Annotated in this window: 13 protein-coding genes; all 13 read right to left on the bottom strand. The window is 68.6% G+C overall.

The genetic code is table 11. The features are described 5' to 3' along the window. Window positions 1-19 precede the first annotated feature (19 nt). Genes OKW45_RS17165 through OKW45_RS17105 form a run of 13 tightly spaced genes read right to left on the bottom strand, consistent with a single transcriptional unit; the run spans window position 20 to window position 14,499 of the window. The gene (locus OKW45_RS17165) at window positions 20-1,303 is read right to left on the bottom strand and encodes a beta-ketoacyl-[acyl-carrier-protein] synthase family protein (RefSeq protein WP_429470044.1); all 1,284 of its coding nucleotides are present in this window, start codon (window positions 1,301-1,303) and stop codon (window positions 20-22) included. After that, on the bottom strand, window positions 1,300-2,526 hold the full coding sequence (locus OKW45_RS17160; protein WP_429470042.1) for a beta-ketoacyl-ACP synthase: 1,227 nt from the start codon (window positions 2,524-2,526) through the stop codon (window positions 1,300-1,302). Before OKW45_RS17160 ends, OKW45_RS17165 begins: the two co-directional genes overlap by 4 nt. Continuing rightward, window positions 2,526-3,251, bottom strand: a complete 726-nt coding sequence (locus OKW45_RS17155) for a 3-ketoacyl-ACP reductase FabG2 (protein WP_429470040.1) — start codon at window positions 3,249-3,251, stop codon at window positions 2,526-2,528. Before OKW45_RS17155 ends, OKW45_RS17160 begins: the two co-directional genes overlap by 1 nt. After that, on the bottom strand, window positions 3,248-3,739 hold the full coding sequence (locus OKW45_RS17150; protein WP_429470038.1) for an ApeP family dehydratase: 492 nt from the start codon (window positions 3,737-3,739) through the stop codon (window positions 3,248-3,250). The genes OKW45_RS17155 and OKW45_RS17150 overlap by 4 nt, the downstream gene beginning before the upstream one ends. Window positions 3,740-3,744: 5 nt before the next feature. Continuing rightward, the gene (locus OKW45_RS17145) at window positions 3,745-4,929 is read right to left on the bottom strand and encodes a beta-ketoacyl-[acyl-carrier-protein] synthase family protein (protein WP_429470036.1); all 1,185 of its coding nucleotides are present in this window, start codon (window positions 4,927-4,929) and stop codon (window positions 3,745-3,747) included. After that, a complete protein-coding gene (locus OKW45_RS17140; protein WP_429470034.1) occupies window positions 4,926-7,388 on the bottom strand; it encodes an MMPL family transporter in 2,463 nt (820 codons plus the stop codon). Before OKW45_RS17140 ends, OKW45_RS17145 begins: the two co-directional genes overlap by 4 nt. After that, window positions 7,388-8,110 carry an outer membrane lipoprotein carrier protein LolA gene (locus tag OKW45_RS17135; protein ID WP_429470032.1) on the bottom strand — a complete coding sequence of 241 codons (723 nt, stop codon included), beginning with the start codon at window positions 8,108-8,110 and terminating at the stop codon, window positions 7,388-7,390. The genes OKW45_RS17140 and OKW45_RS17135 overlap by 1 nt, the downstream gene beginning before the upstream one ends. After that, on the bottom strand, window positions 8,098-8,538 hold the full coding sequence (locus OKW45_RS17130; protein ID WP_429470030.1) for an acyl-CoA thioesterase: 441 nt from the start codon (window positions 8,536-8,538) through the stop codon (window positions 8,098-8,100). The genes OKW45_RS17135 and OKW45_RS17130 overlap by 13 nt, the downstream gene beginning before the upstream one ends. Beyond that, entirely contained in the window at window positions 8,535-10,160 is a 1,626-nt protein-coding gene (locus OKW45_RS17125; protein WP_429470028.1) for an HAL/PAL/TAL family ammonia-lyase, read from the bottom strand. The genes OKW45_RS17130 and OKW45_RS17125 overlap by 4 nt, the downstream gene beginning before the upstream one ends. Beyond that, window positions 10,147-11,874, bottom strand: coding sequence for a glycosyltransferase family 2 protein (locus OKW45_RS17120; RefSeq protein ID WP_429470026.1), 1,728 nt, complete (start codon window positions 11,872-11,874; stop codon window positions 10,147-10,149). The genes OKW45_RS17125 and OKW45_RS17120 overlap by 14 nt, the downstream gene beginning before the upstream one ends. Continuing rightward, window positions 11,871-13,580, bottom strand: a complete 1,710-nt coding sequence (locus tag OKW45_RS17115; protein ID WP_429473297.1) for an ApeI family dehydratase — start codon at window positions 13,578-13,580, stop codon at window positions 11,871-11,873. The genes OKW45_RS17120 and OKW45_RS17115 overlap by 4 nt, the downstream gene beginning before the upstream one ends. Further along, entirely contained in the window at window positions 13,577-14,248 is a 672-nt protein-coding gene (locus OKW45_RS17110) for a COG4648 family protein (protein ID WP_429470024.1), read from the bottom strand. Before OKW45_RS17110 ends, OKW45_RS17115 begins: the two co-directional genes overlap by 4 nt. Beyond that, on the bottom strand, window positions 14,248-14,499 hold the full coding sequence (locus OKW45_RS17105) for an acyl carrier protein (protein ID WP_018421433.1): 252 nt from the start codon (window positions 14,497-14,499) through the stop codon (window positions 14,248-14,250). The genes OKW45_RS17110 and OKW45_RS17105 overlap by 1 nt, the downstream gene beginning before the upstream one ends.

The raw sequence follows: 14,499 nt of genomic DNA, 5'->3' as shown, positions 1-14,499 counted from the left end.
TCTACGCATTTGCGGCCGCTCACGCGTTGCGCGGCCAGTGATCGTGGCGAGTCGGTGCAGCTGGCTCAAACGCTCGCCACGCTTCGAACATCAGGCTCGCGCAACTGCCGCCGAACCCGAATGAAATCGACATCGCCGTGTCGATGCTTGCATCGCGCGCGGTGCGCGCGAGCGGCATGTCGCGCACTTGCGGCTCCGGCGCGTCGACCTCGGCCGTCCCCGCGATAAAACCGTCGCGCATCATCAACAGCGTATAGATCGCTTCGTGCGCGCCGCACGCGCCAAGCGAATGCCCGGTCATGCCCTTGGTCGACGAAAACGCCGGCACCCCTTGGCCCGATGCGCCGAACACGTCGCGCAACGCGTGCAGTTCTTCGAGATCGCCGAGCGGTGTCGACGGCGCATGCGTGTTCACGTAGTCGGGACGGCGGCCCGCCGGTCCGAGCGCACCGCGCATCGCGCGCGCGATGCCGGCCGCGCGAGGCGCGACCATGCCCGCGCGATCCGTGCAATCGCCGAAGCCCGTCAGCTCCGCGTAGATGCGCGCGCCGCGCGCGAGCGCATGATCGAGCGCTTCGAGCACCAGCACGCCACCGCCCGACGCAATCACGAAACCGTCGCGCTGCGTGTCGTACGGCCGCGATGCGCGGTCAGGCGTGTCATTGAAGCGGCGCGACAGCGCGCCCATCGCGTCGAACATCAGCGTCATGTTGTCGTGCAGCGCTTCGCTGCCGCCCGCGAGCACGATCTGCTGCCGCCCGGTCTGGATCAGTTGCATCGCCTGACCGATCGCGAGCGCCGATGTCGTGCATGCCGACGATGGCGAATAGCTGACGCCTTCGAGCCCGAATGTCTGCGCGACGTTCGCCGACGCGGTGCTGCTCATCGCATGCGGCACCGTGTACGGCGGCACCTTGTCGACGCCGCGCGTTTGCGCGATCGCGAGCGCCGCGTCGTAGCTCGCCATCGCGCCGACGCCCGAGCCGATCACGACGCCCGCGCGCGGCGACTGCAAGGCCGCGACGGCGAGCCCGGCATCGTCGATCGCACGTTGCGCCGCGTGGCACGCGAAGCGCGCGGTGTCGCCCATGAAGCGTTCGAGCTTGCGCTCGAATGGCGCCTCGCGCGCGACCGACGCGACGCCGGCCACCTGCGACGCAAACCCGCGCTCGCGCCACGCATCGATCCGCTCGACGCGCGAGCGCCCAGCGCGCAAGGCAGTCGAGACATCGTCGAGCGTATTGCCGAGGCACGACACGATGCCCATGCCGGTCACGACTACGCGTTGCAGGCTGACGCTCATCGAACGCGCCGGAAAATCAGCGACGTGTTGATGCCGCCGAACGCGAAGTTGTTGCTGATCACGTACTCGGCGTCGATCTCGCGCGCACCGCCGACGATGTAGTCGAGCGGCGCGCAGGCCGGATCGACGTTCTCGAGATTCAGCGTCGGCGCGTACCAGTTGCGCTTCATCATCTCGATCGTCCACCACGCCTCGATCGCGCCGCACGCGCCGAGCGTGTGACCGATATAGCTTTTCAGCGAGCTGATCGGCATGCGCGCACCGAAGGTCTGCGCGGTCGCGTGGCTTTCGGCCATGTCGCCGCGATCGGTCGAGGTGCCGTGCGCGTTCACATAGGCAATCGCCTCGGGCGGCAATTGCGCGTCGCGCAGCGCGAGTTGCATCGCGAGCGCCATCGTGTCGGCGGTCGGTTGCGTCATGTGCGCGCCGTCCGAGTTGCAGCCGAAGCCGACGACCTCCGCGTGAATCCGTGCGCCGCGCGCCAGCGCGTGCTCGTATTCTTCGAGCACCAGCGTCGCCGCGCCCTCGCCGACCACGAGGCCGTCGCGCGCGGCATCGAACGGACGCGGCGTCAGATGCGGCTCGCCGTTGCGCGTGCTGGTCGCGTACAGCGTGTCGAACACGGCCACCGCCGGGCCGGATAACTCTTCCGCGCCGCCTGCCAGCATCAGCGTCTGCTTGCCGGACTGGATCGCCTCGTACGCGTAGCCGATCGCCTGGCTGCCCGACGCGCATGCGCACGAGGTCGGGATGATGCGGCCTTTCAGATCCCAGAACAGGCTCACGTTGACGGCCGTCGTGTGCGGCATCATCTGCACGTAGCTGTTCGACGTGACGTTGCTCATCGAGCCGGTTTCGAGCATCGAGCCGAACGCGCGGATCGGCTGCACGGAACCCGACGACGACCCGTACGCGACGCCCATGCGGCCGTCGGCGATGCGGGTGTCGTGGGCAAGGCCCGCGTCGGCGAGCGCGAATTCGCTCGCGCGCACCGAGTACAGCGATACCGGGCCCATCGAGCGCACCTTCTTGCGCGGGTAATGGGCGGGGGTCGTGAACTCGGGCAGCGGACACGCGAGCCGCGTATGCAGTGACGCGAAGTAGTCCCATTCGGGCATGCGCCGCACCGCGTTCTCGCCGCGTTTCAGGCGGGTTTCGACCGCGTCCCAGCTATCGCCGAACGCGGTCACGCCGCCCATGCCGGTAATGACGACGCGCTTCATCAGATCATCCCGCCGTTCACGCCGATCACCTGGCGCGTCAGGTACGACGCGCCATCCGACATCAGAAAGCTCACGACCGACGCGACCTCGGCCGGCTGGCCGACGCGGTTCATCGGCACGGTCTTCAGCGCGTGATCGAGCGTCATCTGTTCGAGCATGCCGGTCTCGATCAGCCCCGGCGCGACGCAATTGACGGTGATATTGCGCGACGCGAGCTCGACCGCGAGTGCCTTGCTCGCGCCGATGAGTCCGGCCTTCGCCGCGCTGTAGTTGACCTGGCCGCGATTGCCCATCACGCCCGACACCGACGCGATCGTCACGATGCGTCCGCCCTGGCGCGCGCGCACCATCGGCATCGTCAGCGGATGTACGACGTTGTAGAACGCGTCGAGGCCGGTTTCGATCACGACGTCCCAGTCTTCTTCGGTGAGTGCCGGGAACGCGGCGTCGCGCGTGACGCCCGCGCTGCACACGATGCCGTAGTAGGGACCGTGCGCGGCCACGTCCGCTTCGAGCGCCTCGCGGCACGCGGCGCGCTCGCGCACGTCGAATTGCAGCACCCGCGCGATGCCGCCCTGCGCGGCGATGCCCGTCGCGACCGCGTCGGCTTCGCTGCGTCCCGTGCGGCAATGCACGGTCACGGCGAAGCCGTCGGCGGCCAACTTGTACGCAATCGCGCGGCCGATGCCGCGGCTTGCGCCGGTAACGAGAACTCGCCGGCTCATGAACTGACACTCCCTTCGATGAATGACTGAAAATCGGGCGGTTGAAACACCTTGATCACGGCTTCTGCGCAGCGCACGCCGCCGTCGTCGTCGAGCGTGCATTCGTAGGCGCCGTGGCCTGCTTCGCTGCGAAGCAGTTCGCTGACCTGAACGCGCAAACGCGCGCCGCTTCGGAACGCCGGTTGCAGCGCCCGATAGCTGCGCGAGCCGAGCAGCACGCCGGCACGCGCGTGGCCGCCGGCGCGCATCGCGATGAGCGCGACGTGCGCGGCGATCGCTTGCGCCATCACCTCGATGCCGATCCATGCGGGCATCGCGCCGGCGGCGTCCGCATACCATGCATGCGGGTCGACGTTGGCGAACGCGCTCAATGTGGTGTCGGCGAACCTGTCGATCGCATCGAGCAGCAGCATGCTGCCGCGATGCGGGATCATCGCCTCGATCGGTTGCCGCGCGAGTTGCGCGTCGGTCAGCAGAGAAGTCGTCATGCGTGTTACCGGGCCAGAATCAGGCTGACATTGCTGCCGCCGAATGCGAACGAGTTGCTCATTGCGTACTGCGTGGCCGTGCCGCGCGGCAAATAGCGCGTGCCGTCGACGAGGTCGAGCGCGGGCAGCGCGGGATCGGCCTCGCCGTCCCACAGATGCGGCGGCAACGTCGCGTTCTCGCGCGCGAGCGTGAGCCACGCGAAGCCCACTTCGGTCGCCCCGGCCGCGCCGAGCTGGTGGCCGGTGAGCGGCTTGGTGCCGCTCGCGGCGACGCCGTCGGGGAATACGCGCGCCATCAGATGCGCTTCCATGTCGTCGTTCTTCTGCGTGGCGGTCGCGTGCAGATTCACATAGCCCACCGCCGACGCCGCGATGCCCGCGTCCGCCAGCGCCTCGCGCAACGCGATTTCGCCGCCGACGCCGTGCGGGTCCGGCGCCGAAATATGATGCGCGTCGCTCGATTCGCCGAGACCCGCGAGCCGCACCGCCGCTTCATCGCGACTCATCAGGAACACGGCCGTGCCCTCACCGACGTTGATGCCGCAACGGTTGCGGCTCATCGGATTGGTGCGCACGCGGCTGGTCGATTCGAGCGACGCGAAGCCCTGCACGGTCAACTCGCATAGCGAATCGACGCCACCGACGACAACCGCATCGCACAACCGCAATTGCAGCAGCCGACGCGCCGACGCGAACGCCTTGGCACTCGACGTGCAGGCCGTCGAAATCGTGAACGCCGGCCCCTGCAGGTCGAGCGCGGCGGCCGCGAATGGCGCGGCGGTGCCGATTTCCATCTGCCGGTAGTTGAAGCTGCCCGGCAATTCGCCGGCTTGCGCGTGATAGACGAACGCGCTCTCGGCCGCCTCGATGCCCGACGTGCTGGTGCCGAGCACGACGCCGATGCGCTCAGGGCCGTAGCGCTCGCGCGCGGCTTCGATCGCGGGCGCGATCTGCGCGAGCGCCGCGAGCAGCAGCCGGTTGTTGCGGCAGTCGTAGCGCGCGAGATCGGCGCGCGGCGCGAGATCGAGCGGCGCAAGCACACTGCCGACGAACGCATCGCCGATGCCGGTATGCACGTTGCCCATGCCGCGCGAGCGCGCGGCGGCGAGCGCCGGCACGATCTCGTCGACATCGCCGCCGAGCGCGTTGATCATGCCGAGCGCGTGCAAATAAACTGATGGCGCGTTCATGCCGCCCTCCGTGATTCCGATGGCATGCCGATAGGCGCAAGCAGCACCGCGACCGCGATGCCGAGCGCGAGCGTCGTGCCGAAGCTTCTGAGCGCGGGCATCGCGCTGATGCCGAGCATGCCGAACGACAACAACGCGGTGGCCGCCGACAGCAACACGCCGGTCCACACCGCGCCGAGATTCGCATCCGCGCGCGAACAGCCTTCGCGCAGAAACACCGCATAGTTTGCGCCGACGCCGAGCACCAGCATCAGCGCGAGCCAGTTGAACAGATTGAGCGGCACGCCCGCATAGCCGAACACCGCCAACGCGACGCCGAGCGCGAGCAGCACGGGCAAAGTCGTCGCGATACCGCCGCGCGCTCCGTAGCGCAGCATCAGCAGCGCGCACACCAGCGCGAGCGCGCCGCCCAACCACCAGCCGGTGTCCACGCGATAGGCGCCGAACAGCTTCGACACGCTCCCGGCCTTGTCGACGAACACGATGCCGGGTAAGCCGTGCGCGAGCGCGATCAGCGCAGGCTCGTTGCGCGGCGTCACGCCTTGCGGGATCACGACGGCGGCGTAGCCTGCCGGCGCATGCGCTCGGTTCGCCCGGTTCGATCCCACCGCGCCGAGCCACAGATGCCGATACGGCTGCGACCAGGGCGCCGCGAGCCAGCGCTCGACGGTGAGCGGCGCTGCCGGCTTCGCGAACGCGGCGAGCCACGCATCGGCGACTTCGTCCTTGAAGCCGGCTTGCAGCAGCGTCGCGCGCAAGGCGGCGGGGTCGTGGAACGCGTGCTGCGCGAGCAGCGCGCGATCGTCGTTCTGACGCTGCGCGGACGGTACGAACTGCGCGACCGACTGATAGCCGCCGACGCTATCCGCGGTGCCGTTCAGCGCATCGAGCTGCGCGCCGAGCGCTTCGGCGCGTTGCAGCACCGCTTCCTGCGTCGCGCCGCGCACGACGAAAAACTGCGCGCTGTTATCGACGCCGACCGCTGCGCGCACTGTGTCTTCCTGCGCGACCAGCGACGCGTCGCGCTGGATCAGCAGATGAACGTCGTCGTCGCTCGTCAGACGCAGCCAGCCGGGCACCGCCGCGATCAGCAGCAGCGCCGCGACCAGCCACGCGCGTTTGCCGCCGAGCGCCTGCTGCCAGCGCACGAGCAGCCGCGCCGCGCCCGCGAACACGCGTTGCGGGCTGCGCTTCGGCGCGCGCGTGAGCAGCGCGGGCAGCAGCGACAGCACCGACACGAACGCGGTCGTGATGCCCACCATCGCGAAACACGCGATCTGCTTCAACGCGGGGAACGGCACCCAGATCAGGATCGCGTAGCCGAGCAGACTCGTCGCGAGCGCAACGCTGAGCGCGGGCCGCACCGTGCGCGCGCCGCGCCGCGCCTCCCAGTCGCGGCCCGCGCCGAGGTAGACGACGAAATACTGGATCGAATAGTCGACCGCCTCGCCGATCAGGCTCGCACCGAACACGAGCGTCAACAGATGCAGCTTGCCGAACACCAGCAGCGTCGCCGCGAGCGCACAGACGATGCCGAGCGCCGTCGATACGAAGCCAAGCAGCAATAGACGCGGCGAGCGGAACACCCACGTCATCAGCAGCGCGATGCCGCACAGCGACGCGATACCGATGACGTGCACTTCGCGTTCGGATGCGCTGCGCGCGGCCTCGGCATAGAACACGGCGCCGGTGCGCGCCAGCGATACGTCGGGGAACGTCTGACGCAAGCTGCTTTGCGCATCGGCGAGCACCGCGCGCACCGCCTGCTGCGTCTTCGTTTCGTAGGCGGAGCCGGGCAGCGTCGCGACGATCAGCACGCTGGTCGTGTCGCCCTGCGCGTCGTGACGGTGCGCCACGAGCAGGCCGTCCTCGACTTCGAGATTCGACGTCGCGAGCGGCAGATTGCCGAGCCAGCGTTCGAGCCAGCCGAACGGATCGTCGGCGAGCTGGGTGCTGAGGCCGCCTTGCAGCGGGCTATAGATGCGTTGCGCGAGCAGGTCGTGCAGCGTCGTTGCGCTGGCGCTCGCGAGCGCGCTGCGATCGGCCGGCGCGAGCAGGCCGAAGCGATACGGCAGATACAGCGCCGCGATCTGTGACAGGTCGAACGGCGGCAGCTCGGCCGTCACCGATGCGAATGCGCCGCTCTTTCGCAACGACGCGCCCAGTTGCTTCGCGGCCGCTTTTGCGTGTGCATCGTCGCGGCTCGTGACCAGCAGCACGGTGCGGTCGCCGAGCGCGCCGGCGAGCGTGTCGACCGCTTTTTCGGCGACGGGGTCCGCTTCGGTTGCGGGCAGCAGTGCGAGCAGATTGGTTTCGAGCGGCGACGCTCCCGCGAAGCGCCAACCGCAATAGAGCGCCGCCAGCAGCGCGAGCGCGAGCCATGCGGCACGCACGCCCCATGCGCGCTTTGCGGCTTGTTTCGCGGCCTGTTTCGCGGCTCGCTGCTGCGGCACCGCCATCACGGTGCTCCGAACAGGCTGAGCTCGTCCGGCGTCGGCTCGGCGACGGCCGTGCTGTCGGCGAACTCGAGCTTCGTCACGTCGCCGTTCGCGAGCGTGATGCGCAGGCTTTGCAGATAATCGCCGCCGCTCATGTCGAGGCCCTTGATCGACTGCGCGAGCTGCGGTTGATTCGGCGTGAGTCGCATGCGCCATTGCGCGGCGTTGCCTTCGGCACTCACGTCGAACTGCGAGTACAGCGCCGACAGATCGCCGCCGAGCATCGCGCGCATCATCTTCGAGACCTGCGCGACGCCGCGCGTGGCCTGCGCGCTATGGGTGCTGACGCGATGGCCGCTGGCGTCGAGCTGCGCGACGTTAGCGTCGGTGATCACGTAAGTGGACTTGTAGGGCGTGTCGATCTGCCAGATCACGCCGCGCTCGCGGAAGAACAGCAACGTGCCGTTGCTGACGAGCGGCTGCTTCATCGCGGCGAGCGTCTGCGTCTGCGTGAATCGCGCGCGCACGCCCTTGGGTTGCGCGAGATGCGCGGCGATCTGCGAGACCAGCGCGGCGTTGGCGTTGTTGGCGGCACTGTTGGCGGACTCGTTGGTCGGGGCTGGGTTGCTTGCGGTAGCCGCAGCGGCCGACCCCGCGGGCAATGCGAGCGCCCCCATCACGCCGATCACCCCCGCGAGCCGTGACACGACCACTGTCAGCGCACGGCGATTCATCGTCCCCATACACGCTCCAGCTTGTCGAATACGACCGGCGGCGACACGAACTGCAATTCCTCGGTGGCGGCATCGACGGCGACCTGGATTGTATAGCCCTTCGTGAGCCGCGTGCCCGACGCGCAATCGACGATTTCATAGTCTATTTTCAGGCGGTTTTCGTATTCGAGCAGTTGGGCGCGCACTTCGAGGGTCTGTCCGTACACGGCCGGCCGCACGTATTTCAGATGCGCCTCGACGATCGGCCACAGATAGCCGGACGCCCGCATCTCGCGATAGTCGTAGTCGAACGCGCGCAGTAGCGCCGCACGGCCCATCTCGAAGTACTTCAGATAATTGCCGTGCCAGCACACGTTCATCGCGTCGACGTCGTGAAACGGCACTTCGAGCGTCGCGCTGGCAGTCAGCACCTGGTTCAGTTTCGCGGCGTCGCTCATGCGTTGGCTCCCTCGCGATAGTCGTCCCTGTCCAGCAGTTCGCACCCGGCAATGCGCGCGGTCAACGCGCGCAACTCGCCTTCGAGCGCGCGGTCCTCGGCGACGAACGGCGAGCGCGCGCCGACGTCGTCGACAAACGCGCGCAGCGGCGCGGGCACCGGTGTCGCACTGTCGATGCACAAGCGCAAATGCACGGCCTGCACCGTCGCGAGCGTGTGCGCGGCGGCGACCTGTTCCGTCAATTCGAGCACGCGCAGGCAATCGCGCGCGGCGATCGTGCCCATGCTGACCTTGTCCTGATTGTGCGCCTCGGTCGAGCGCGAAAACACGCTCGCGGGCATCGTGTTCTTCAGCGCCTCGGCGGTCCATGCGGACGACGAAATCTGCACGGCCTTGAAGCCGTGATTGATCGCGGCGCGTTCGGGCGCCGCGCCCGACAGATTGCGCGGCAAGCCGTTGTTGAAGTTGACATCGACGAGTAACGCGAGCTGCCGGTCCATCAGATCCGCCAGATTCGCGACGGCGACTTTCAGTGCATCCATCGCGAACGCGATATGGCCGCCATAGAAGTTGCCGCCGTGCAAAATGCGTTCGTTGTCGGGATCGACGAGCGGATTGTCGTTCGCGCTGTTCAGCTCGTTTTCGACGTCGCGCCGCACCCAGCCGAGCGCATCGCGCGCGACGCCGATCACGTGCGGCGCGCAGCGAATCGAATAGCGGTCCTGCAGGCGATGCCCGGGCGTGTCGGCGCGGCCGGCCAGATCGGCGCGGATCCACGCGGCCGCTTCGGCCTGGCCCGCGTGCGGCTTCACCTCGAACAGCGTCGCGTCGAAGTGCGCGGCACGGCCGTCGAGCGCGACGGTCGACAGCGCGGTCAAACGCGCGGCAAGCCGCGTCAGGTGCTCCGCGCGCACCACCGCGAGACAGGCGAGGCCGGTCATCACGGCCGTGCCGTTCATCAGCGCGAGGCCTTCCTTCGGCGCGAGCGTCAGCGGCTCGACACCCAGCTCGGTCCACACGTCGCGCGCCGCGCGCAACCCGCCGGCGTACTGCACGTCGCGCTCGCCCGCGAGCGCGGCCGCCACGTAGGACAGCGGCGTCAGATCGCCGCTCGCGCCGACCGAACCCTCGGACGGAATGCGCGGCAACACGCGATGATTGATCAGGGCTGCGAGGCGTTCGAGCAGCACCGTACGCACGCCCGAAAAGCCATAGGCGAGGGAATTGAGGCGCGCGGCGATCACCGCGAGCGTTTGCGCGTCGTCGAGATAGGCGCCCATGCCGCAGCCGTGATACCGCGTCAGTTGCAGCGGCAACGCCTCGACGAGCGCCATCGGCACGTCGACCACGCAGGCGTCGCCGTACCCAGTGTTGACGCCGTACACGGTCGCGCCGGCGGCCAACTGGCGGCGCAGGAACGCGGCGCCGCGCTCAATGCGCGCGCGCCATGCGGGATCGTCACTCAGCGCGACAGACGCCCGCCGTCGCGCAATCGCGACGACCTCTTCGATCGTCAGCCGGCGTGCACCGACGACGATCGGCGTGCAATCGGCATGAGCAGCGACGTCGGCATTCGCCACACCGCATGCGGGCCGCACATCGTTCAGATCATGTTCGGCCATTCGCGCCTCGCTTGGGGCTGGCCCAGAAATCGAAGAAGTTGAACCATTGATAAGGTGCCTTGCGGCAATAGTGTTCGAGGCGCAGCGCGTAGCGTTGCGCCCACGCGGCCAGATGCTGCGCGCGTTCGCGGCGCGGCAGCTCGATGCGCTGGGCGAACGGCTCGAAGTACATGCGATAGCCGTCGCGTTCCTTCAGGCAGAAAAACAGGTAGACCGGACAGCCGAGCGCATGCGCGAGCACGTACGGCCCTTGCGCGAACGGCGCGCTCGCGCCGAGAAATTGCGCGTCGGTGGTGCGTCCCGCTTCGCGCGCCGGCACCCGATCGCCGACGATCACCAGCAGCTCGCCCGCATCGATACGTTGTTGCATCAGCACCGCCGTCTCGGGACCAAAGTCGCCGACCTCGAGCAGATGCCGCGCGAAGTCGCGATTCGACGACGCCAGCACGCGATTGAAGCGGCGCGCGTGCTCGGTGTAGACGACCGCCGTGACCTTCGCGTGCTCACCGCGCACGGCGAGCGCGCGCATCATCTCCAGATTGCCGAGGTGCGCGCCGATCACGAGCGCACCGTTGCCGCTCGCGCTCAGTGCTTCGAACGCCGAAGGATCGTCGAACGTCACATCGGTTTCGTTGACGCGGCCGCTCCACGCGGCGAGCTTGTCGAAGCCCGACTGCGCGAACGCGAGCATATGGCGATACGCGGACAGCCAGCCCGGACGCGGCGTATCCACCGACGGCGCCACCGCGTTCAGACGCGTGAAGTAGTTGCCCGACGCGGCGCGCGCGGCGCGGCCCGTCAGCAGAAAATACGCGACGATCGGATGCAGCCACAGCGCGGTGAAGCGGCGCCCGAACAGCTTGCAGCTGAGCGCGAGCAGGCTCATGCCGAGGTGGCTTCCGCGTTCGGCGAGACGCCACCATGCTTCGGGCTGGGCTTCATCGATGTCGTCGGCCACCACGCCGCGGCGCGGCATCACCTTGTGCGCGAGCAGCATCGGCAGGCGCGACAGCATGCCGAACACGAGCCGCGTATGGCTGCGGCTGATGCGCACGTTGTCCCACAGCACGTCGAAATGCGACACGCCGTCGGACGCATAGGTGACGCGCGTCGCGATCGAGCGGAACGCGGCGCGCCGCCAGTACAGACGCACGAGGATCTCGATGTCGAAGTCCATGCGCGTCGGCAGCTGCACGGTGTCGATCAGCTCGCACGCGAGCGCGAGCGGATACAGACGAAAGCCGCACATCGAATCGCGGATCGTCAGCGACAGCGTCTCGATCCACACCCACACGTGGGTCAGATAGCGGCCATACAGACGTGCCTTCGGCACGCTGTCGTCGTAGACCGGACGGCCGAGAATCACCGCAGCGGGTTCAGTGCGCGCCGCGTCGATGAAGCGCGGCACGTCGGCCGCGTCGTGCTGGCCGTCGGCGTCGATCTGCAGCGCGTGCGTGTAGCCCGCGGCGCGCGCCGCGCGCAGGCCCGCCATCACCGCCGCACCCTTGCCGCCGTTTTCGAGCAGACGCAGCAGCGTCATCTGTCCGGCGTACTGCCGCGCGAGCCCGGCGAGCACCTGCTGGGTCGGCTCGTCGCTGCCGTCGTCGACGACGAACATCGGCAGGCCGTGCACCGCGAGATGCGCGACGGTCGCGCCGATCGCGTCCTTGTGGTTGTAGATCGGAATGACGATGCAGGGCGCGAACTCGATCATGCGTCCTCCCGATGCACGAGCACGGCCGACGCGCATTCGCGTCCGTCGAGCCGGTACGCGAACTGCACGCGCCGACGCTCGAGCTCGTACGCGAGCGTGAGTTCGAGCACCGCACCGGGTGACACCGGCGCCATGAACTTCAAGCGGTCGACCGACGCCACCTCGCGCGCCCGCGGCCAATGCCCGGCCGCGAGTCGCGCCGCCCAGTCGACCTGCACGACGCCCGGCAGAATCGGCAAGCCCGGAAAGTGGCCGGCGAAATGCACGAGCGACGGCGGCACGCGCAGCACGTAGTGCAGCGTGTCGCCGTCGCGCGTTTCGGCGAGCACTTCCATGCCCTCGGCGCGCGGCGCGAACGCGGCGGCCACCGCGCTGGCGGGCAGCTTGCCGCGCGCGTCGAACGGCAGACTGATGCGAAAACGCCAGTGACGCGGCAGCACGACCGCATCGAAGTAGTCGGCCAGATGCCGGCGCAGCGTTTTCGCGAGCGCAACGCGGCCTTCGTCGCGCAACGCCGCGCTGCCCGCTTCGCTCAGCGCGACCACTGCGCCGACCCGTTCGCGCGATGCGCCGTCGAGCGGCACCAGCGCCGCTTGCGCGACAAACGGATGCAGCGCGAGACGCGCCTCGAGTTCCGGCAGCGATACGCGCTTGCCGCCGAGCTTCAGCACGCGGTCGAGGCGCCCTTGCAAACGGAAGCGCCCGTCGGCATCGAACGCGATGCGGTCGCCCGTGCGATGCCAGCCGTCGTGATCGAGATGCGGCGAACGCACGCACAGCGCGCCGTCGTCGTCGCGGCGCAGCTCGGCGCCGGCGACCGGCTGCCACGCGTCGCCCTGATCCTGGCGCCGCCACGCGATCCCGCCGGTTTCCGTGCTGCCGTAGATTTCGAGCGGCGCCGCGCCGAAGCTCGCCGCATAGGGCTGCGCGGCGTCGGCCGCGAGCGGACCACCCGACGAAAAGAACGCGCGCGGCGCGGGCGTCAGCGCGGCGAAGCCCGGCAACGCGGGCCAGCGCGATAGTTGCGCGGGTGTCGACACGATCGCCGTCGCGCCGCATTGCGCGATGCGCGCCTGCAGCTGCTGCGGCTCCATGCCGATCGCGCGATCGAACGAGCGGCCGGCCGCGAGCGGCCACAACACGCGAAACAGCAGGCCGTAGATGTGGTGATGCGGCACGCTCGCGAGCATCGTCGCGTTGCCGAGCAACCCACCCCACTGCAGTTCCAGCGTGTGCACTTCAGCGTTGAATTGCGCGAGCGTCTTGCGAATCGGCTTCGGCGTGCCGCTGCTGCCCGACGTGTAGAGCGTGAGCGGCGCGTGCGGGTCGATCAGGTAGGCGGCGCTAGCGGCGGCATGTGCATGCGCCGATGCGACGAACGGCGGCAGATCCGCGTCCGTCAGCATGAAGTCGTAGGCGCCCGCGAGATCGGCGAGATAGCCCGGCGTCGCATTGGCCGGGATCACCGGCTCCTTGCCGCACGCGAGCAGCGCGAACAATGCGCAGGCGAACTCAAACGGATCGTCGATACAGACCGCGCAGCGTGGCGCGTCGTGCATGCGCACGAGCTCGACCAAGCCCTCGACGCGCGCGCGAAACGCCGCACGATCGAGCAGCACCGCGCCGTCGCGGCACACCGGTGCGGCAAGCGCATCACCCGCGACGAGCGCGGCGTCGGGCGACAACAGATCGTGCAACGCGATCACCAGGCCGCCTCCGAACCCGCCCGCGCGGCGCGCGGCAGCATGAAGAGGCGCCGCCACACGTACTCGCCGGCAAGCAGCGCGCCGATCAGCCCATACGCGACGGCGCCGTTGTACAGCGACCAGCTCGCGCGGCTCCAATCGAGCGCGGTATAGGCGGAAAACACCCCGTTCAGCATGAAAAAGCCGCACCAGACCTGGGTCACGCGCCGCGTATAGCGCACCGCGCCCGGCGGCAGTTCAGGGCTGCCGAGGCGCGCGAATTTTTCGATCATCGACGGCCCGCGCACGAGCGTCGCGCCGAACGCGATCAGCAAACCGAGATTGACGAGCGACGGATAGAAGCGCAGCAGCAGCTCGCTATCGGTGACGACGATCGCCACCGACGCGCAGCTCAGCAGCATCACCACGCCCCAGTCGAGCGCGGACAACTGGCGCAGCGGCATCGCGACCGGACCGCCGCCGGCCCAGCGCTGCAGCCATACAGTCGCGAGCAGCAAGCAGCCGACGAGACGCGGCGCGTCCCAGTGCCATGCGCACAAAATCAGCGCAGGGTAAGCAAGTCTCAGCGGCACCTGCACGGCGGTCCTGCTCCAGTGAAGGCGCGTGCCGGATTCGCTTGCGGCGGGGCGTGGCTTTGACATCTGCGGGCGCGGGCGCGCGGGCGGCATCAGCCTTGCGCCGCGAGCAGCGATTCGACCGCGTCGATCACGTCGCCGACCGTGCGCACGGACTTGAAGTCCTCCGGCTTGATGCGGCGGCCGGTCATTTCCTGCAGCTTGATCGCGAGATCGACCGCGTCGATGCTGTCGAGATCGAGCTCGTCGAACAGATGAGCGTCGGGTGTCACGCGCTCCGGCTCGATCGCGAAGTTTTCCTTGAAGATCGCGCGGATGCGCTCAAGAATCTCAGTCTCAGACAC

The sequence above is a fragment of the Paraburkholderia lebeckiae genome (assembly GCF_050436225.1).
GTDB lineage: Bacteria > Pseudomonadota > Gammaproteobacteria > Burkholderiales > Burkholderiaceae > Paraburkholderia > Paraburkholderia tuberum.
This window is presented reverse-complemented; position numbering and strand designations above follow the sequence as displayed.